Genomic DNA, 18,460 nt, shown 5'->3' on the forward strand with positions numbered 1-18,460 from the left:
ATATTAGCTCCGCTTGTTCAAGGCCATTTCGGGAATTGCGTCAGGGAGGGGAGTTTGGCTTTCCCTCACATCGACAAAGCGTTTTCCAGGATTAGTCGTGAAAGCCAGGATCGCGCCCAGCAACAGAACGCCGAGTGATGCGATAAACGGCACATCCCATCGTCCCGTGAGATCGATCGCCCAGCCAAACGCAACAGGGGAGATGATGCCGGCCATACCGAAGCCGAAGTTCATAAAGCCGCTGGCGCTGCCGGAATATTGCGGAGCAATATCCATCGGAATGGCCCAGATAGGCGCTACGATCAATTCTGCGAAGAAGAACGCCAGGCTGAGGCAGATCGCGATCGTCGTCAGATCGTGAACGAATACGATCGGGAGCATGAAGCAGAAGGATCCGATAAATCCGAGGACGATGACTGAGATTCTCGCCTTCCCGACATTCCCGGTCTTTCGCAGAATGCGATCGCTGAGGATTCCACCGACCGTGTCGCCGATGACACCTGCAAAGAACACCCCGGCCGCGAACAAGGCTGACTTCTTAAGATTCAGGTTGAATTCGTGCATGAAGAACGATGGCAGCCAGTTGAGGTAAAGCCAGAGGATCCAGCCGTAGCAGAAATCCGTCAGCGTGACCGGCAGGATGCGCTTGAGCAAAGGTCCCCACGGCACCTCTTTTCGCGTAGCAGCGACAGATGCGGGAGGCAGTCCTTCGAGATCCTGCGGCGTGATCTGAGAATGCGTACGTGGATCATCCCGGAAGTAGAACCACCACAGAACAGCCCAAAGGAAACTTGCAGCACCAAGCACATAAAATGAAACGCGCCAGGAGAAAGCGACGACGAGAAACGCGATAAGAGGCGGCGTCACCGCATTGCCGAAGCGAGAGAAGGCGTGAGTAATGCCTTGCGCAAAAGCCCGCTGATCTGGCCGCATCCAGTTGGACAACGCTCGCGTTGCCGTCGGGAATGCTGGTCCCTCGCCAATGCCAAGGGCAAGTCTGGAAAGAAAGAGCGCAGCTAAGCCGCCGACCATTCCCGTCCATATGGTCGAAGCCCCAACGAGCAATGCGCACAGAACCAGCGTCACACGCGGCCCAAGACGGTCTCCAAGCCACCCACCTGCGATTTGAAAGAAGGCGTAAGGATAAGCGAAAGCCGAGAAGGCGATTCCAAGTTGCGTTGCAGTAAGACCAAGATCTTTCTGCATGATCGGCGCCGCAGTCGAGAGATTGACGCGGTCGACGTAGAAAATAAGATACATAAGGCAGATAGTGAACAGGACGAGACGGCTCGCCTGGTTCCGCATGAGCATCATGTTCGCCTCCCAGCGACGGTTTCCGATTTGTACCTCTGCCTTTTGAATTCGAAATTCAGATTTCAACTTCGAACTTGGCAGGGCCATCGTTTCGCGTACGCTACAACGCTCATCGATCCATCATGAAATCGATAATTTGCATCGTCATCATTCGCGGGATTTATCATTGAGCCACGACCTCGACATTGCATTGCTCCGAACGTTTGTTGCCATCGTTGACACCGGAGGCCTTACATCTGCAGGCAGACGCGTGGGACGAACGCAGCCGGCCATTACGCATCAGATCAAACGTCTGGAAGATTTGATTGGCCGCACGCTTTTTGATGACAATCGCCGCAAACTCAGCCTCACGCATGATGGAGAGGTTCTGCTCGAGTTCGCACGTGCAATATTGAAATTGAATGCTGAGGCACGCGCGAGATTTTCAGCACCGGATATCGCGGGCCATGTCACCTTGGGCACGCCGGACCTCTACGCGTCCTATATTCTGCCCGAGGTGCTCGAAACGTTTTCTAGATCTCATCCGAATGTCGAGATTGAGTTGCGCTGCACACGCAGCGTCCAACTCTATGAGGCACTGGAGCGCGACGAGATCGACATCGCATTGATGACCAATCAGCCGGACTTCCGGCGCGGTGAGCTTGTGCGACGCGAAGGGCTTGTCTGGGTCGCGGGCATCGGAAGCGCACCTGAACTACGAAAGCCCATTCCCCTCGCGGTGCTGCCTCAGGGTAGCGTGTATCGGCATCAAGCACTTGAAGCATTGGGCGCCGCCGGCCGACAATGGTCGATCCGCTCAGTCTGTGACAGCATCGCGGGCCTGCAGGCTGCCGTATTTGCTGGCCTGGCTGTCTCTGTGTTTCCGCGCTGCGCGATCGTTCCGAACCTGCGATGTCTCGACGAAGCAGACGGCTTACCGAAGCTTCCCCCCATTGAGCTCGTCATGCATCGCAAACCCCAGGGCATTTCGGAAGCTGCAGAGCAGCTCGCCCAGCATATCTCGCGCGAGCTTGGCGACGTTGAGGCTGCCTCATTGGTGCCCGCCAAGTAAGCCGCCCCTCAAAAATGATGGCCGCGCAAGCGCGGCCATCGGAAGTCCAAACCGGAACACAGAGGCCGCTTAGGCGACTTGCTGGGGTCGCATATCTTCCCGGTTGATCCCGGCAACCTTGACCGGCTTCTTCATGGCATCGCGCCGGAAGGGTTCGCCGAGCTCCTGATTGAGCAGGACTTCGATGAACGTGGTGATGCGCTTCTTCTGATCCTCGCACGATTGCCGCAGCGCCTCGGTCAGCTCTGCTTGCGTCTTCACCACAACGCCCTTCAGCCCGCAGCCTTCAGCGACTTTCGCATAGCTCAGATTCGTGTTCAGTTCCGTGCCGACGAAATTGTTGTCGTACCAGAGGATCGAGTTTCGCTTTTCCGCGCCCCACTGATAGTTGCGGAAAATCACCATTGTCACACCCGGCCATTCCTCGCGGCCGACTGACCCCATCTCATTCATTGAGATACCGAAGGCGCCATCACCAGCGAAGCCGACGCAAGGCGTATCCGGATTTCCGATCTTCGCGCCAATAATTGACGGAAAGCCGTAACCGCACGGGCCAAACAGACCGGGCGCGAGATATTTTCGGCCTTTATCGAACGCCGGATAGGCGTTTCCGATCGCGCAGTTATTGCCGATATCGCTCGAGATAATCGCCTCGCGCGGAAGCCCCGCCTGAATGGCACGCCAAGCCTGACGAGGCGACATGAGGTCCTTGTCCCGCGTCCGAGCATTTTCGTTCCATGTCGTGCCCGGATCATCATCTTCATGATCCATGCTGGACAGCGTCTGCAGCCATTTTGACTTGGTCGAGTGCACCAGTGCCTTGCGATCTTCGCGGCCTGCATTACCGGCGGCCGGTGACAATTTCGCCAGAATGCTCTGGGCGACCTGCTTTGCGTCGCCGCAGATTCCCACGGTGACCGGCTTGGTCAGGCCGATACGATCGGCATTGATGTCGACTTGAATGATCTTGGCAGTCTTCGGCCAGTAGTCGATGCCATAGCCAGGCAATGTCGAGAACGGATTGAGGCGAGTGCCCAGCGCCAGCACGACGTCGGCTTTGGCAACCAACTCCATGGCGGCTTTCGATCCATTGTAGCCGAGCGGACCGACGGCCAACCGGTGACTGCCCGGAAAGCTGTCGTTGTGCTGGTAGTTATTGCAGACCGGCGCATCGAGCCTTTCAGCCAGCGCGACACACGCGTCGATCGCATTTCCGATCACCACACCAGCTCCCGACAGGATGACGGGAAACTTTGCTTCGGACAGCAGCCTTGCCGCTTCCGCGACAGCGGCCTCGCCGCCCGCAGGCCGTTCGAATTCGACAACCGCCGGCAGATTGATGTCGATCACCTGCGTCCAGAAATCACGCGGGATGTTGAGCTGCGCTGGTGCAGAAAGGCGTTTGGCCTTGAGAATGACGCGGTTGAGCACTTCTGCGACGCGTGATGGATCGCGTACCTCTTCCTGATAGCAGACCATGTCGCGGAACAGAGCCATCTGCTCCACTTCCTGGAAGCCGCCCTGCCCGATCGTCTTGTTCGCAGCCTGCGGTGTGACCAGCAGCATCGGCGTGTGATTCCAATAAGCCGTCTTGATCGGGGTGACAAAGCCCGTGATGCCGGGGCCATTTTGCGCAATTGCCATGGCCATCTTGCCGGTCGAGCGCGTGTAACCGTCGCAGATCAAGCCGCCGTTGGTCTCGTGCGCCACGTCCCAGAACGTGATGCCGGCCTGAGGAAACAAGTCGGAAATCGGCATGAAGGCCGACCCGATGATGCCAAATGCATGCTCGATGCCGTGCATCTGCAGCACTTTTACGAATGCTTCTTCCGTCGTCATTTTCATGTTGCGTCTCCTCTGACGTCCCAGATGTCGGGCACGGCGTTTTGTTTGGGGCACGTCATCAATGACACGCCCAATTCCCCCTCACAACATTTTTTTCATTTTTTTGCTTTTTTCGTTCCACTTATCGGAATTTATGCTAATCAGGAGTCCATGAATGATCTACAGGGTGTTCTGAAGCCACTCGCGTTGCTCGAAACTGTCGCCGGGATGCAGCATCCCGCGACGCTTGCTGAATTGGCGACAGGCATGAGTGTGCCGAAGCCAACCATGCATCGCTGGCTCGCGTCGCTCGAAGATGCAGGACTGCTGCAGCGGACTCTTGATGGCCGCCGATACGAGCTGGCGCCGCGCGCATCTCAACTTGCGTTCGCAATTCTGGCGAACAGACCAAACGGCGCGGTGAGGCACGAAATCTTGCGCAACGTTGTTCGGGATGTTGGTGAAGCGTGCAACCTCACCATCCTCGACGGTACCCACGTCACCTATGTGGACAGAGTTGAATCAACGTGGCCGCTGCGGATCACATTCCAACAAGGCTCAAAAGTGCCCGCCTATTGCTCGGCGAGCGGCAAACTCTTTCTCGCTTTGATGCCACCGGCCAAACGCGATCCACTGCTTCGCCAGCTTGCGCTGGAGCGCCTGACTGAGAACACACTGACGGATTCATCGGCTCTGATGAGCGAGCTGAACGCCATTCGACGCGACGGATTTGCTCTCGATCGAGAAGAGTTCATGTCCGGCCTCGTCTGCCTCGCAGTGCCGATTTACCAGAAGAAAGGCAAGGCGCGTTCGTGCGTCGCGGCGCTTGCCATCCAGGCGCCCGTCACGCGTCTGCCTCTTGCCGAGATTCAAACCAAGCTCCCCGTTCTTCAGAAAGCCGCCGAGACACTAGCCGCAACATTGATCGAGTAGCCGGGAACAACCATCATGCACCAGAGTGAACGAACCTACGACAGGCTCAATGCCCTCGAAGCAGCCGCACGCGGCAAAGGGCGTCTCTCGGTCGCCGTGGCTTATCCGTGTTCAACCGACTCGCTGGCTGCGGCACTCTCTGCTCGCGACGACGGCGTCATCGAACCCATTCTCGTCGGGCCCCGTCAAAGAATTGAAGCGTGCGCAAACACCTTGAAAGTCAGCCTTGAGGGATTGCGCGTCGTCGAGGCCGCGGATGATCCCGTGGCGTCATCACGCGCAGCGGTGGCACTGGTCAGTGCCGGCGAAGCCCGCGCATTGATGAAAGGATCGCAGCACACCGATGAACTTCTGGGCGCCGTCGTATCCCGCGAGGCGAACTTGAGAACGTCAAGGCGTATGAGCCACGTCTTCTGGTTCGACCTTCCCGCCTATCACAAGCCATTGATGGTGACAGATGCGGTCGTCAACATCGCCCCCAGCTTGAAGGAAAAGGTCGATATTCTTGCAAATGCGATCGGACTGGCACATGCGCTCGGATTAAGCTCACCCAAGTTTGCATTGTTGTCGGCCATTGAAACAGTCAACCCCGATCACGTCTCGAGCTTGGACGCTGCAGCGCTCTCGAGGATGGCTGATCGCGGCCAGTTCAGCGGCGCCGTTATCGATGGACCGTTGGCATTCGACAACGCCATCTCTGCGGCATCCGCAGCGACCAAAGGTATCTCCTCTGCTGTCGCCGGAGATCCGGATCTGCTGATGGTGCCCAATCTCGATGTTGGCAACGTCCTCTACAAGTCGTTCATTTATATGGGCGGCGGCGAATGCGCAGGTCTCGTTTTGGGCGCGCGGGTACCGATCATCCTCACCAGCCGCTCGGACTCGCGGCGCGCACGTATTGCTTCATGCGCTCTGGCGCAACTGAGTCTTGGCGCGAATGGGGACAGCTCCATTCATTGATCGCTGCGGATTAATACTTGCGATCACGTATTTACGTCTTACGGGGCATCGCTTGCAGATGTGATGCCCCTGCATCACGTTAACTTAATTAGCGGCACCTTTGAGGATCAGGTCTGCCGCTTTTTCGGCGATCATAAAAACTGCCGCTTGCGTGTTCCCTGACACGATGGTCGGCATGACCGACGCATCAACAACGCGAAGACCTTGAATGCCACGAACGCGGAGTTGCGGATCGGTGACGGCCTTATCGTCCCTGCCCATCCGGCAAGTGCCGCAAATGTGGTAGATCGTCTGCCCGTCTCTCCGCGCAAACTCCAGCCAATCATCGTCGGTTCGACAGTTCGCGCCCGGTGCCAATTCCATTTCACGGAACCGATCCATCGGCGCCTGATCGATGATGTGCCGCGCGATCTTCATGCCTTCCACCATGACGCGACGGTCTTCTTCCGTCGCCAGGAAATTCGGGCGGATCGACGGCGCCGCCATCGGATCGCGCGATACGGCATGGATGGTGCCGCGTGATTCCGGACGGAGCTGGGTTACGCCGAGGGTCATGCCGGGCAGCCGGTCAAGGATACGCTCGGCGGCATTCGCGTAGCTGGCGTGCATGAAGAAGTACTGCACGTCTGGACCTTCGAGGCCGGGACGCGTGCGGACGAAGCCATGCGCCAAACCCGTACCAAGGGTCAGAATTCCCTTCCGCGTAGCAAAGTACTGCGCAACAGAAAGTGCGAGTCGCAAGCCGCGCGTCTGCTCGTTGAGCGTTACCGGCAGCTTGACCCGCCAATTCATCCGCGTGCAGAAATGATCGATGTAGTTCGCACCGACACCCGGGAGCGCATGCTGCACAGTGATATCCAGCGGCTTGAGAATTGCAGGATCACCAACGCCTGAGAGCTCGAGAAGCTGCGGTGTCTGAGCCGCACCGGCGGCGAGAATGACCTCGGCTCTGGCCAGGAAACGTTGCTCCTCGCCGCCGACACGCGCCGTGATACCTTTTGCCCGGCCACCATCCAGATCGATCCGCAGCACATGCGCGTGCGTACGCACCGAGAGATTCTGCCGATTCATGACCGGTTTCAGGTAAGCATCGAAGGCGCTCACGCGCCGGCCGTTGCGCTGATTGACCTGATAGTAACCGAAACCGTCTTGGCGCTCGGCGTTATAGTTCGGATTGCGCGAGTGTCCTGCAGCCTCAGCCGCAGCGATAAAGGCCTCAGCGACGGCGGGACGTTCTGCGACTGTCGTCAACGACAGCGGGCCGCCACTCGGCTGAGAGGCCTTATCCACTCCGTCGAAATCCTCGAGCTTGTCGAAATAAGGGAGCACATCGTCGAAGCCCCAGCCGGTGCAGCCGCGTTGTGCCCAGCCATCGTAATCCTGCCGCTGACCGCGCACATAAATCATGCCGTTGATCAGAGTCGAACCGCCCAGGCCCTTGCCGCGGGGTACGGAGATGACGCGGTTGTAGGTTGCTTCTTCAGGCTCGGTCTTGAAGCGCCAATTGTAATCCGGATTGGTCAACAGCTTGCTGAAGCCGGCCGGAATCGCGGTCCACATACTGCGCGCTTCGCCGCCCGCTTCAAGCAAGAGCACGGAATGACGGCCTGATGCCGTCAGACGGTTGGCAAGCACGCAGCCTGCGGTCCCGCCACCGACGATGATGTAATCGAAAGTCTCACTCATCTCGTCTGTCGCCTCTCACAGTCCGCCCATATGCTTCGCCATCAGGACGATCTGGGATTCCAGCATCGGCTTGCCGCGCTGGATGCGACACCCTTTTGCCTCCGCCGCCCTCAGCAGCGGAGTCATTTCCGGCTCCATGATCGCTTCAGCCACGATCTGACGGCTCTCAATCAACGAGAAGTCGAGTGGTGGCGCGTCGGTCGGCTTCATGCCGAGCGATGTCCCATTGACGATGAGATCGTGATTTTTGACCGCACCCGCATCGGTCGATACAGTGACGGTCGGGTAAACCGCGTGCAGCCTGTCGACCAACTCATTCGCCTTCGTTGCCGTGCGATTGGCAATGGTCAGATGGCTGACGCCCGCCGCGGCAAGGGCGAAAGCGATTGCGCTCGCAGCACCGCCCGCCCCCGCAATATAGGCCCGCATACCCTTCGGTTCGGCTCCCGTTGCACGTAGCGCCTCCACAAAGCCGATGCCATCGAGCATGGTGCCGACCATACGCCCATCCGCTTCACGCCGGACGCAATTGACTGCGCCGATCTGCTTCGCTTCCGGTGTGATCTCGTCGCAAAGCGTCAGCATCGCCGGCTTGTGGGGAACGGTGGCAATGAAGCCAGCGAAGTTCTGCATCGTGCGAAGGCCGTCGACCATCGCTGCGAGACCATCGGGCGCGACATGAAACGGGATCAGAACGCCATCGACACCATGACGCTTGAACAGCGCATTCATCACCTCTGGCGTCTTCACGTGATAGATCGGGTCCGCGAGGATGCCAAAGATGCGCGTGTGGCCCGTCACCGCGCGGATGCTGTCACTCGCAGAGGATGCCACGTCCATCTCCATTTTATGTCATCGCTCTGTCCGGAGATCAGATGACTTCGACTTATCCCCCACCCATCCAGGAAAGATGACGGCAGATCAAGTCATATAGAGACCACCGGCAACATCGATCGTCTGACCGGTCACAAAGCTCGACTCTGGCGAGGTGAGATAGATGGCAACGTCGGCAACCTCTTCCGGAGCGCCGAGACGCGCCATCGGGGTGAGCTTCACCTGCTCTTCATTCACAGAGCCGGCGACGCCACGAACCATTGGCGTTTCGATGCGGCCTGGCGCCAGCGCATTCACGCGGATGCCGAGGGGCTTTGGGTCCGTTGCGGACCGATCCTGTCACATCTTTATGATGGCGGCCTGCCGGAGGACTGGGATGCGCATGCGCACCTTCGGATTTTAGCGGCACTTCGCAACCGTGATCCGGAAGCTGCGCGTCAAGCGATCTGCGAAGACATTATCAATGGCGGACAGGGACTTCTGGCCCACGTCGCCGACAACAGCGACCATACAGCGCCCCGCGTCCGCTGAGATCGCCATTTCGTTTATGCATACCTGGGCTCGGTGCCCTTCCGCCCCGGTGAGGCGACGATCAGTTGTGATTTTTGGGAACGCCCTCGAAAGCTTTCGGTTAGAGAGACGTCCAACGCTGGCGAATAAAGCGTTCGACGAGTGGTCAAATGAATTGCGGTGTCCTGGGCGATTTCAGGAGGCGCGCATGGTTATACATTGGCCCAAATTCAGCAGAGCAGTGATGGATGACATCATCTTCTGTGGAGCGGCGGGGCTAATCAGTGCAATAGCCCTGCTCTGCATTGCCTATTACTTCGATCTAGGTTCGATGCAGCGCACAGTTGATGCCTTAGCCATGCGTTGAAAGCGGCCGCCGCGGCGTCAGCATGGGTTGGAAGGCCGCACGGTTAAGTGCGGCCATACTAAACGCCTTCTCGAGCAAACCTCGCTACTCCCACCGCATCAACGGGCCGGTACATGCATAACGCGACCGGCCCCGGGTAGCGATCAAGCCTTCTCCACGCCACACCAATCAGCGATGAAGAGCGCCATGGTCTGTGTGGCCTTGCGGAGCGTGTCGAGGTTCACACGTTCGTTGAACCCGTGCATCTGCTCGGCCACCGCTCCGAACGAGAGGGACGGAATGCCGTGATTGAGACCATAGAACCGCGTATCGGTGAGCCCGGTAAACGCAGCTTCAGGCAGATCGCCGCCGTAAGTCGCCGCATATGATTTTCGCAAAATCGCTTCTGGCTCTTCGGCGTTGGTGAGCTCAAAGCCGTCGGACAAAAACCCCGACCAGACCACTTCCGGCGGACTGGCTGCCAGGAAGGAATGCTTGCGCGACGCCTCTGCAACGCAGGCGAGAATTTCAGCCTGGCAATCCGAAACCTTCCAGCCAGGAAGGATGGCGATCCGGCAATCCACGTCGCACCACGCCGGCACGCTGGAGGCCCACTCTCCGCCCTTGATGATGCCCGGATTGAAGTTGAGCGGATGCACCACGGATTTGAAATGCTTGTCGCTTGCTGCGCGACGATTCCACTCTTCTTCGAGGCCTTCAAGCGCCTGGATCAGATGATACGCAGCCTTGATCGCGTTGGAGCCGGATCCAGCCTGCGCGACATGCGCCGGACGACCACGCACCTTTAACCGGAACCAGATCACACCGACCTGCGACCGGATCAGCTGGCCCTGCGTCGGCTCAGGAATGAAACAGCAGTCCGCGCGATAACCGCGTTGAAGAGTCGAGAGCGCACCAACGCCGGTGCTCTCCTCCTCGATGACCGACTGGACATGGATACGTGCAGTTGGCCTCAGACCGGCAGCACGCAGCGCATCGATCGCGTAGATCGCGCCAATGGTTCCTGATTTCATATCGCCTGCGCCGCGGCCATACATCCATCCGTCCTTGACGATGGGCTGAAATGGGGGCGTTTCCCACATATCGAGCGGACCAGCGGGCACGACATCGCAGTGCCCCTGAAGAATAAGAGACTTTCCTGCGGTCCGCTCCGGACGATAGGTGCCGACCACAGTGCGCGCGCGGGAGAAATCGTGCTCGATTGGTCCGAACCCTGGCAGATCCTTCAGGTCATCCACCTCGATCTTCCAATCGTCGACCTCGTAGCCGCGCTGATTGAGAAGATCGGCCATCATGTCCTGACACGGCCCTTCGGCACCGCGTGTGCTGGGGATCGCGACGAATTCCTTGGTGGTCGCAAGCTGCTCGTCAAAACGCGCAGCGACAGCATCGCAAATGCGACGGGACGTATCGGAATCGACCATGGTTTTTCTGGCTCCTTATCATGGGTCTAGCGGGACGCAGCGGCCATCGGGCCACTGCCATATTTTGAATTTCCGGAGACTGCACGTTCGCTCACGTCTGAGGATTTACGACGACTGCGTGCCCTTCTGGCGATTGAAGAGTGCAAAACGCATGCTCGCGAGTCCTTTGGGCAGAAACATCACGATAGCGACGAGAAGAACGCCATAGATAAGCATACGATATTCGCCGAACCCGCGAAGTCCCTCCAACCCGAAGGTCAGAATGAAGGCACCGATGGTAGGACCGAGCAGACGTCCGATGCCGCCGATCAAGGTCATGGCGACAATCTGAATCATGATGTCGATCCCGAGTGCTGAACTCGGTGTCAGGATTAGAACGTAGTGGGCGTAGAAAGCGCCGAGCACACCTGCGAGCATCGAGCTGAGAGCAAAGACGAGGGTCTTGTAGCGGGTCAGGTTGAGGCCGAGGCTTTCAGCAGCAATCTGGGAGTCCCTGATGGCGCGAAGCCCAAATCCAAAACGATTGCGCAAAAGCCAGTAGGTTAGGCCGACGATGAGTAACCAGAGGAGCACGATCACGTAGAAGTACCCCAGCTTGTGGGCAGCGTCGAACGTTACCGGGCCGATCAGGGGAAGCGTAAAGGACGTGAAAGGCGGGATCCCCCACAATCCAAGTTCGCCGCGCGTGAAGTCCGTCAGGTTCGAACAGACAATGCGGACTATCTCGGCAAATGCCAACGTCATGATCGCGATGTGAGGCACCGAGCGGATACGCAACACCGGCATCGAGATGAAACACCCGAGCGCCGCCGACATCACACCGGCAATCCACATCGTCAGCCACGGGCTCAAACCGAGCTTCATGCTCATCAGTGCGGAGCCGTAAGCACCAAGACCGAAGAAGGCCTGATGGCCGAATGTGAAAATGCCCGCATAGCCGTTGATCAAATTCCAACTGGAAGCGAGAGCGCCGAACAGCAGGGCAAGGATGCAGATGTGCAGGAAGTAAGCCTCCTGCGTAAACAGCGGCACGATGCAAAGAAGCACCGTAATGCTGATCAGAATGGCGGGATTATTGAGGGGCTTATTGTTGGTTGGCGTGGTCATGGCTCAGGTCTCCTTCACGCCGAACAAGCCCCAGGGCCGGAACCACAGGATCAGAATTAGAACAGAGAATGAGATCACCTCGCGCCACTGCGACGACCATGCGATGACGCCGAGCGTCTCCACCACGCCAATCAGGATGCCGCCGATGATCGCGCCCTGAAAACTGCCGAGCCCCCCGAGAACGACCACGACAAATCCCTTCAGCATCAAAGGCGCCCCCATCCACGGACTGATGGAATTGATGCTGGCCAGCATCGTTGCGGCAAGGCCCGCAAGCGCAGCCGCAATGCCGAACGTCACCGTGAAAACGCGATAGACATTGACGCCGTAAAGCATCGCGGCATCGCGATCCATCGCGGTTGCGCGCAAAGCCATGCCGAAGCGCGTGCGGCGCAGAAGATACCACATCGCCAACATGGTTCCGGTCGCGACAGCGAAAATGAGCAACCGCTGATACGACAACCGCATCCCCAAGACATTCACGACGCCGTTGATGAAATACGGCACCGTCTTGAAGCGTTCACCCCAAATATGAAGCGCCGCATTCTGAAGAAAGATCGATACGCCGAGCGTCGAGACCAGGGTGCTGAACTCCCACTGCGGCTTTCCGAGCAACGGGTGAACCGACGCCCGTTCCACCGCGAGGCCAGCGAGGAAGACGAGTGCAATCGCCAACGGCACCGCCATCGCGGCCGGCATCCCTATCGACGACATCAGCAAGAAGAAGAAATATCCGCCCAGCATATAGAACTCGCCCTGGGCGAAGTTCAGCATCCGCATCGTTCCCCAGATCAGTGTCAGGCCGCTCGCGACGAGGGCATACATTGATCCGAGAATGATCCCGTTGATGATTTGCTCAGCGAAAAGCGGCAGCGGCATTGAAAACATCGTTCAAGCTCTTTCTCAGCGGTCTCGTCAAAGGCCCAGGTATGCTTCGCGAACGACATCGTCGTTCATCAGATCAGAAGCATTGCCAGTTTTGACGATCCGGCCGTTTTCCATCAGGTAGGCGCGCCGTGCGGTTTCCAGCGCAAGCTGCGCATTCTGCTCCACGAGAACAATGCCGACGCCTTCCGCATTGATGTTGCGAATGGTCTCGAACACCGTTTCGATAATCTTTGGCGCGAGGCCAAGCGATGGTTCGTCAAGCAACAGAAGGCGAGGTTTTGCCATCAAAGCGCGCCCGATAGCGGCCATCTGCTGTTCGCCGCCCGACATGGTGCCTGCTAATTGCTCGCGCCGCTCCGCAAGACGCGGGAACAAGCTGTAAACGCGATCCAGATCCGCGCGCCCATCGCCTCCTTTGCGATGGTAAGCCCCCATCATCAAGTTTTCCTGCACGCTCATCTCGCGAAACAGGCGGCGCCCTTCAGGAACATGTGCGATTCCACTCGACACCACCGACCACGGGTCGATCGCCGCGAGATTCTGACCGTCGTATTTCAGAGTGCCTTCACGCGGCTTCACCAAGCCGGAAATGGTCCGCAGAACGGTACTTTTTCCCGCGCCGTTAGAGCCGATGATGGCAACGATCTCACCGGGCTCAACAAGCAGATCGATCCCGAACAAAGCCTGTGCATCACCGTAAAATGCTGAAACGTTGCTGACCTCAAGCCGAGACATTGGCGGCTCCTCCAAGATAGGCCTCAATAACCGCCTCATTCCGCGTGATTTCGGCCGGAGATCCTTCCGCGATCAATTCTCCGTGGTGCAGAACAACGACACGGTCGGCGAGGCCCATCACGGCGCGCATGACATGCTCGATCATGATGATGGTGACGCCCGTCGCGCGGACCTGCCTGATGGCTTCCATGATTTCGGTTACTTCGTTTGGCCGCAAACCACCCATCACCTCATCCAGCAACAGTAGCGTCGGTTTCGTTGCGAGCGCGCGGGCCAATTCGAGCTTCTTGCGGGCGCCGAGCGGAAGCGACGACGATTCATCGAACGCCCAGCGCTCCAGACCAACCTGCCCGAGAATGCGGGAGGCCTCATCCTCAAGTTTTCCGCGATGTCCACTCGCACCAAAGTGCAGCGCGACCATCACGTTTTCGAAGACGCTCATCTGCGAAAACGGCTGCGGGATCTGAAAAGTCCGTGCGATACCAAGGTGACAGCGCTGATCGGGACGAAGGCGCGTAATATCGCGCGAACGAAAATCGATCGTGCCGCTTGTCGCCTGCTCCCTGCCGGCGATCACGTTGAATAACGTCGTCTTTCCGGCGCCGTTTGGGCCAATAAGACCGAGAATTTCTCCGTCCCAAACGTTAAGCGAGACATCCTTCAACGCGACGACGCCAACGAAACTTTTGCGGATTTTCTTCGTCTCAAGAAGTGAGGTTTTCGTCATGCTCGTACTGTTCGCTCCGTCGGGCGGACGTGGCTAGTGTCCCGATTCCGAAGTTCGCATCATTCTGCTGCACCTTCGTTTGCGAACTTTGGAATCGAAGGACACTAGCAAGTTATAAACCTCGTGTGGCTTTGGTTCAGAGGTCCGCATTGCGGACTCGCTGCACGAATGATGCGGACTTCTGAACCGCCACACGAGAACGGGAAAACGGGAGAGGAATAAATATCCCTCTCCCACTACTTACTAGATCTCAGCGAAGGTTCGGCTGGGTCTGATACTTGCCGGCAGCACGCTGCTCCGGCCAGATCACAACATTCTTGCCGCCCTGTACCTGTGCTGCCGGAATCGGAATAAAGTCTGGGCCATATTTTGCCGTGTGGTTCTTCGGATCAAACACCCAGCGTCCGTGCAGTCCCTTGTAATCGGTCTTGCCAATGGCATCGGAGATCTTGTTGGCGTCGCGTGTCCCTGCGGCATCGATGGCTCCGAGAGCGACATGTATAATGCCGTGTCCCGAGGTGTGATCCGATGAGGCCGCAGTGTTGTATTTCTGTTTGACGAGCTTATCGAACTGCGCGTGTTCCTTGTTCGACTCCGGATCGAACTGCATCGGCACCCAGACCAAGCCTTCCGCCGCATTGCCCGCCTGTTCGAGAAATTCAGAACGCAGCGGATAATAGACGCCGAGATGGAGGGCATCGACGCCGAGTTCCTGGAACTGCTTCACGAGGCTCGCACCGGAATTGACCGCGGTGAAGATCGAGACCAGGACGTCAGGCTGAAGCGAGCACATCTTGGTGAGCTGAGGATAGAAATCAGCATGTCCCAGCGGGACGGTTTCCAGAGCGACAACATTCCAACCGTCTTTCTTGAAGAGGTCCGCCGTCATCTCCGCGTTGGAACGCCCGTAATCCGTATCTTCCACGATAAACGCGATGGTGTTTTTCTTCGGCTTGAAGCCCGTCATTGCGATGCTTTTATAGGTGTCGTGCAAAGCTTCGCCGTAGGCCTCGCTATTGTAATCGCCCTTCCAGAACAGCTTGTACTTCTCCGGATCGGATTCGATCTTCTTGGAGATTTCGCTGCTCACCGGTTCGCCGCTCAGGATTGGAATCTTGAACTGGGATGCGAGTTCCATCAGTGCGATGGTGACCGAGCTGTGGAACGCTTCACCAATGAGAAGATCGATCTTGTCGCGATTGATCATCTTCTGAGCCGCGCTCACGCCCACTTCGGGACGGGACTGAGAGTCCTCGAAGATCAAGGTGACGGGAGTCTTTTGACCATCGATCGTGACACCGCCCTTGGCGTTCCACTCTGCGGCAGCAAGCTCCATGCCTTGACGGATCGCAATGCCTGAATTTGCGGCTGGTCCGGTCAGCGGAGCAACCACACCGACCTTGACTGGTTCTGCCGCGAGACTCGGCTTGATCGTCAAGCCGAGCGCACTCACTCCAGCGCCGACCATCAATGTTCGTCTGTTGAATGTCATATTTGTCATGGTCTCTCCTTTAAAAATGACGGTCCGGGACCAAACCGCTTAGACTACTTGTTGCTTTGAACGCATTTACGGCTGCACGACAAAAGAGAGCGCCGGAAGGCACTTCTCAGTCGACCAAGGCTTTCGCCAAGAGTTCGAGCCCTTCATCGACAATGTCATCCGACGCTGTGAGTGGGACGAGAATACGGATCGTGTTGGCGTTTGTGCCGCAGGACAGAAGCACGAGCCCTTCTTCAAACGCACGCTTCGTCACGCGGCTGGTGGCGGCTGCATCGGGCGTATCGGTTCCGCGCTCTTTCACGATGTCGAAGGCAATCATGGCACCCGGACCACGTATGGCCGCGATCGGCAAAAGATCGTTGCGCTGCTGCAGCGCCTTGATTCCGTCTTTCAACCGCTGACCGATCGCATTTGATCGTTCGAGAAGCTTCTCTTCCTCGAACACATCAAGCACGGCCAACGCGGCGGCGCAGGACAACGGATTGCCCGCGTAGGTGCCGCCAAGTCCGCCGGGATCGGCCGCATCCATGATAGGTGCACGGCCTATGACGCCGGAGAGGGGAAAACCACCGGCCAGGCTTTTTGCAACGCAGACCATATCGGGCGAGACGTCATAGTGCTCCATGGCAAACATCTTGCCGGTGCGGCCAAAGCCCGTCTGCACCTCATCTGCAATGAGAATGATGCCGTGCTCATCGCAGATCCGCCGCAGAGCGCGCATCAGCTCAGGCGGCGCCATGTGAAAGCCGCCCTCCCCCTGAACCGGCTCAACAATGATCGCGGCAACGCGCGAAGGATCGACATCGGCCTTGAAGAGAAACGCGAGATATTTAAGCGCGTCCTCAACCGTGACATCAAGCTGCGGAACAGGGAAAGGCACGTGCCAGACTTCCGGCACGGTTGGGCCGAGATTCTTCTTATAAGGAACGACCTTGCCGGTCAGGCTCATGGCCATCACGGTTCGACCATGAAAGCCGCCCGTGAACGCGATCACTGCGGAACGGCCGGTCGCCGCCCGGGCGATCTTGATGGCGTTTTCGGTCGCTTCCGCACCTGTTGTGAGAAGGATGGATTTGGCGGGTCCCGAAATCGGAGCCAGCGCGTTGAGGCGCTCGCAGAGCTTAATGTAGGGCTCATACATCACGACCTGGAAGCAGGTGTGCGTGAAGTGATCCATCTGCTTGCGAACAGCTTCCATCACATGCGGATGACAATGGCCCGTGTTAAGAACCGCAATACCGCCAGCGAAATCAACATAGCGCTTGCCGTCCACATCCCAAATTTCAGAATTGAGCGCACGCGCAGCTGAGATTTGAGACGAATGCCCCACGCCGCGAACAACGGCCGCTTGCCGGCGGGCTGACAATTCTGAATTCGTCGGCATGATTTGTTTGCTCCAAGCTAGCCAAAATAGCGACGCAACTTCCCGGCAAGTTCCTTGGAGAACAACTGCTTAATTTGCTCTTGATTGGTGTCTTTTTTGCACCAATTAGAAAAAGGTGTTCAACTTCAATCGCTTTGCGACAAGAATCACCCACCTGCCGCTTAGGGTGTGGGTGAAAATCCCTGTAGCCAGCCGCGCAGGGCGACCATGTGGGGTTCATTCCACCGCTCGGCCGGGGCCCGAAGGTAGTACCCCCAGAAGCGAATGTTCGACGGAACGACCTCAATGAGCGCACCGGTTTTGAGGTCCTCCTCGACCAGCAGGTCGTTGGCCAGAGCAACACCTTGGCCAAGACGCGCTGCCTCGATCGCAAGATGCGCGTGCCAAAGACGGGGTCCGCTCAAAGAAGGCAGAGCGCTCATCCCTGCAAGTCCAAACCATCGCTCCCACTGATCGGTCGATTCCTCATGGATCAATGGAAGACGAAGAAGATCGCCGATCGTCTCGATCCCGGGATAACGGGCCATGAAAGTCGGACTGGCCACCGGGAAAACACGCGGACGGGCCAACAATTCGGTGTTCACGCCTTCGGAGTTCTCACTCCTGTCGGTGTAGATCACTTCCGCGTGCGCCTCACCACCGACGAGATCGCAGCGCGCGAGAGTGGGGTGAAGAAAAATCTCCCATTCGGGCAACAGCGCTTCCAACTCCGGCAAATGGACCAGCAGGCGACGATTAGCCAAACCGGGAAAACACCAGATCACGAGCTTGCGCTGCGCCGCGGGTCGCAGGTCCGCGGTGGCCCGCGCGATGGCTTCAAATGCCCGTCCGATTTGCTCGTGATAGCGCGTGCCCTCAGCTGTGAGCACAACTCCGCGGCCACGCGCTTCGATCAGCTTGACCCCTAGCCACTCCTCCAGATTCCGCAGGTGACGCGAAACGACAGTGTGGCTGACCGTGAGTTCATCGCCGGCTGTGCGAATACTCTGCCTTCGGCCGACCGCGTCGAACGCACGTAACGCAACCAAAGGGGGCAGACGCGAGCTCTTCATCTCTTACTTAAATTTGAATTTGGTGTTTGTGTCATAATCCCTGACACAGCTTTTCCGGCCATTTGTGATGAACAGTATAATGGCGATACACTATCGCGCCAGTCGAGGAACCGGGCTGATTTATTCGGTCATCGGCGGCTTTCAGGAATGCCCACCTTTAACT

The 18,460-nt window shown here is 57.9% G+C and carries 16 protein-coding genes and 2 pseudogenes; 5 read left to right on the forward strand and 13 right to left on the reverse strand.

Annotated elements, in window-relative coordinates; translation table 11 throughout:
* Positions 1–3: 3 nt before the first annotated feature.
* Positions 4–1,311 (reverse strand): MFS transporter, encoded by a 1,308-nt coding sequence (locus ACZ5C3_RS22680; RefSeq protein ID WP_464044798.1) that lies wholly within the window; start codon positions 1,309–1,311, stop codon positions 4–6.
* Positions 1,312–1,480: 169 nt separating this feature from the next.
* Between ACZ5C3_RS22680 and ACZ5C3_RS22685 the strand changes: the two genes are divergently transcribed.
* Entirely contained in the window at positions 1,481–2,365 is an 885-nt protein-coding gene (locus tag ACZ5C3_RS22685; protein ID WP_464044288.1) for a LysR substrate-binding domain-containing protein, read from the forward strand.
* 69 nt (positions 2,366–2,434) lie between these two features.
* Here the strand turns inward: ACZ5C3_RS22685 and xsc are convergent, their stop codons facing one another.
* Positions 2,435–4,210: a sulfoacetaldehyde acetyltransferase gene (gene xsc, locus ACZ5C3_RS22690; RefSeq protein WP_464033225.1), complete on the reverse strand. Its 1,776-nt coding sequence runs from the start codon at positions 4,208–4,210 to the stop codon at positions 2,435–2,437.
* A 150-nt stretch (positions 4,211–4,360) separates the two neighbouring features.
* On the opposite strand from xsc, the gene ACZ5C3_RS22695 reads away from it, so the two are divergent.
* Both ACZ5C3_RS22695 and ACZ5C3_RS22700 read left to right on the forward strand, forming a co-directional pair.
* Entirely contained in the window at positions 4,361–5,122 is a 762-nt protein-coding gene (locus ACZ5C3_RS22695) for an IclR family transcriptional regulator (protein ID WP_464033227.1), read from the forward strand.
* Between the two features lie 15 nt (positions 5,123–5,137).
* Positions 5,138–6,082: a bifunctional enoyl-CoA hydratase/phosphate acetyltransferase gene (locus ACZ5C3_RS22700; protein WP_464033229.1), complete on the forward strand. Its 945-nt coding sequence runs from the start codon at positions 5,138–5,140 to the stop codon at positions 6,080–6,082.
* An 84-nt stretch (positions 6,083–6,166) separates the two neighbouring features.
* Here ACZ5C3_RS22700 and ACZ5C3_RS22705 read toward each other — a convergent pair whose 3' ends face one another.
* The 3 genes and pseudogenes from ACZ5C3_RS22705 to ACZ5C3_RS22715 form a co-directional block, all read right to left on the reverse strand.
* Positions 6,167–7,768 (reverse strand): GMC family oxidoreductase, encoded by a 1,602-nt coding sequence (locus ACZ5C3_RS22705; protein WP_464033230.1) that lies wholly within the window; start codon positions 7,766–7,768, stop codon positions 6,167–6,169.
* Between the two features lie 15 nt (positions 7,769–7,783).
* On the reverse strand, positions 7,784–8,602 hold the full coding sequence (locus tag ACZ5C3_RS22710; protein WP_464033232.1) for a shikimate dehydrogenase family protein: 819 nt from the start codon (positions 8,600–8,602) through the stop codon (positions 7,784–7,786).
* An 87-nt stretch (positions 8,603–8,689) separates the two neighbouring features.
* Positions 8,690–8,914 (reverse strand): annotated as a pseudogene (locus ACZ5C3_RS22715) (SDR family oxidoreductase); the annotation flags it as partial.
* Between ACZ5C3_RS22715 and ACZ5C3_RS22720 the strand changes: the two are divergent.
* Positions 8,909–9,133 (forward strand): annotated as a pseudogene (locus tag ACZ5C3_RS22720) (FCD domain-containing protein); the annotation flags it as partial. The pseudogenes ACZ5C3_RS22715 and ACZ5C3_RS22720 overlap by 6 nt on opposite strands.
* A gap of 223 nt (positions 9,134–9,356) precedes the next feature.
* Positions 9,357–9,479 (forward strand): hypothetical protein, encoded by a 123-nt coding sequence (locus tag ACZ5C3_RS22725; RefSeq protein ID WP_464033234.1) that lies wholly within the window; start codon positions 9,357–9,359, stop codon positions 9,477–9,479.
* A gap of 143 nt (positions 9,480–9,622) precedes the next feature.
* Here ACZ5C3_RS22725 and ACZ5C3_RS22730 read toward each other — a convergent pair whose 3' ends face one another.
* From ACZ5C3_RS22730 to ACZ5C3_RS22765, 8 genes are all read right to left on the reverse strand, one after another.
* Entirely contained in the window at positions 9,623–10,903 is a 1,281-nt protein-coding gene (locus tag ACZ5C3_RS22730; RefSeq protein ID WP_464033235.1) for an ArgE/DapE family deacylase, read from the reverse strand.
* 105 nt (positions 10,904–11,008) lie between these two features.
* Positions 11,009–12,010 (reverse strand): branched-chain amino acid ABC transporter permease, encoded by a 1,002-nt coding sequence (locus ACZ5C3_RS22735; protein WP_464033237.1) that lies wholly within the window; start codon positions 12,008–12,010, stop codon positions 11,009–11,011.
* 3 nt (positions 12,011–12,013) lie between these two features.
* A complete protein-coding gene (locus tag ACZ5C3_RS22740) occupies positions 12,014–12,889 on the reverse strand; it encodes a branched-chain amino acid ABC transporter permease (RefSeq protein WP_464033238.1) in 876 nt (291 codons plus the stop codon).
* A gap of 36 nt (positions 12,890–12,925) precedes the next feature.
* Entirely contained in the window at positions 12,926–13,633 is a 708-nt protein-coding gene (locus ACZ5C3_RS22745; protein ID WP_464033240.1) for an ABC transporter ATP-binding protein, read from the reverse strand.
* Positions 13,620–14,360 carry an ABC transporter ATP-binding protein gene (locus ACZ5C3_RS22750; RefSeq protein WP_464033241.1) on the reverse strand — a complete coding sequence of 247 codons (741 nt, stop codon included), beginning with the start codon at positions 14,358–14,360 and terminating at the stop codon, positions 13,620–13,622. Before ACZ5C3_RS22750 ends, ACZ5C3_RS22745 begins: the two co-directional genes overlap by 14 nt.
* 250 nt (positions 14,361–14,610) lie before the next feature.
* Positions 14,611–15,861 carry an ABC transporter substrate-binding protein gene (locus ACZ5C3_RS22755; protein WP_464033242.1) on the reverse strand — a complete coding sequence of 417 codons (1,251 nt, stop codon included), beginning with the start codon at positions 15,859–15,861 and terminating at the stop codon, positions 14,611–14,613.
* A gap of 106 nt (positions 15,862–15,967) precedes the next feature.
* Positions 15,968–17,245: a 4-aminobutyrate--2-oxoglutarate transaminase gene (gene gabT, locus ACZ5C3_RS22760; RefSeq protein WP_464033244.1), complete on the reverse strand. Its 1,278-nt coding sequence runs from the start codon at positions 17,243–17,245 to the stop codon at positions 15,968–15,970.
* 161 nt (positions 17,246–17,406) lie between these two features.
* Positions 17,407–18,297 (reverse strand): LysR family transcriptional regulator, encoded by an 891-nt coding sequence (locus tag ACZ5C3_RS22765; RefSeq protein ID WP_464044289.1) that lies wholly within the window; start codon positions 18,295–18,297, stop codon positions 17,407–17,409.
* Positions 18,298–18,460: the final 163 nt, after the last annotated feature.

This window comes from Afipia dichlorophenoxyacetatis, assembly GCF_055386385.1.

Excerpts from the sequence above, each read along its gene's own strand:
- ACZ5C3_RS22740 (WP_464033238.1), bottom strand. The coding sequence starts at position 12,889 with ATGCCGCTGCCGCTTTTCGCTGAGCAAATCATCAACGGGATCATTCTC.
- ACZ5C3_RS22750 (WP_464033241.1), bottom strand. The coding sequence starts at position 14,360 with ATGACGAAAACCTCACTTCTTGAGACGAAGAAAATCCGCAAAAGTTTC.
- ACZ5C3_RS22695 (WP_464033227.1), top strand. The coding sequence starts at position 4,361 with ATGAATGATCTACAGGGTGTTCTGAAGCCACTCGCGTTGCTCGAAACT.
- gabT (WP_464033244.1), bottom strand. The coding sequence starts at position 17,245 with ATGCCGACGAATTCAGAATTGTCAGCCCGCCGGCAAGCGGCCGTTGTT.
- ACZ5C3_RS22735 (WP_464033237.1), bottom strand. The coding sequence starts at position 12,010 with ATGACCACGCCAACCAACAATAAGCCCCTCAATAATCCCGCCATTCTG.
- ACZ5C3_RS22725 (WP_464033234.1), top strand. The coding sequence starts at position 9,357 with ATGGATGACATCATCTTCTGTGGAGCGGCGGGGCTAATCAGTGCAATA.
- ACZ5C3_RS22730 (WP_464033235.1), bottom strand. The coding sequence starts at position 10,903 with ATGGTCGATTCCGATACGTCCCGTCGCATTTGCGATGCTGTCGCTGCG.
- xsc (WP_464033225.1), bottom strand. The coding sequence starts at position 4,210 with ATGAAAATGACGACGGAAGAAGCATTCGTAAAAGTGCTGCAGATGCAC.
- ACZ5C3_RS22700 (WP_464033229.1), top strand. The coding sequence starts at position 5,138 with ATGCACCAGAGTGAACGAACCTACGACAGGCTCAATGCCCTCGAAGCA.
- ACZ5C3_RS22680 (WP_464044798.1), bottom strand. The coding sequence starts at position 1,311 with ATGCTCATGCGGAACCAGGCGAGCCGTCTCGTCCTGTTCACTATCTGC.
- ACZ5C3_RS22755 (WP_464033242.1), bottom strand. The coding sequence starts at position 15,861 with ATGACAAATATGACATTCAACAGACGAACATTGATGGTCGGCGCTGGA.
- ACZ5C3_RS22705 (WP_464033230.1), bottom strand. The coding sequence starts at position 7,768 with ATGAGTGAGACTTTCGATTACATCATCGTCGGTGGCGGGACCGCAGGC.
- ACZ5C3_RS22765 (WP_464044289.1), bottom strand. The coding sequence starts at position 18,297 with ATGAAGAGCTCGCGTCTGCCCCCTTTGGTTGCGTTACGTGCGTTCGAC.
- ACZ5C3_RS22745 (WP_464033240.1), bottom strand. The coding sequence starts at position 13,633 with ATGTCTCGGCTTGAGGTCAGCAACGTTTCAGCATTTTACGGTGATGCA.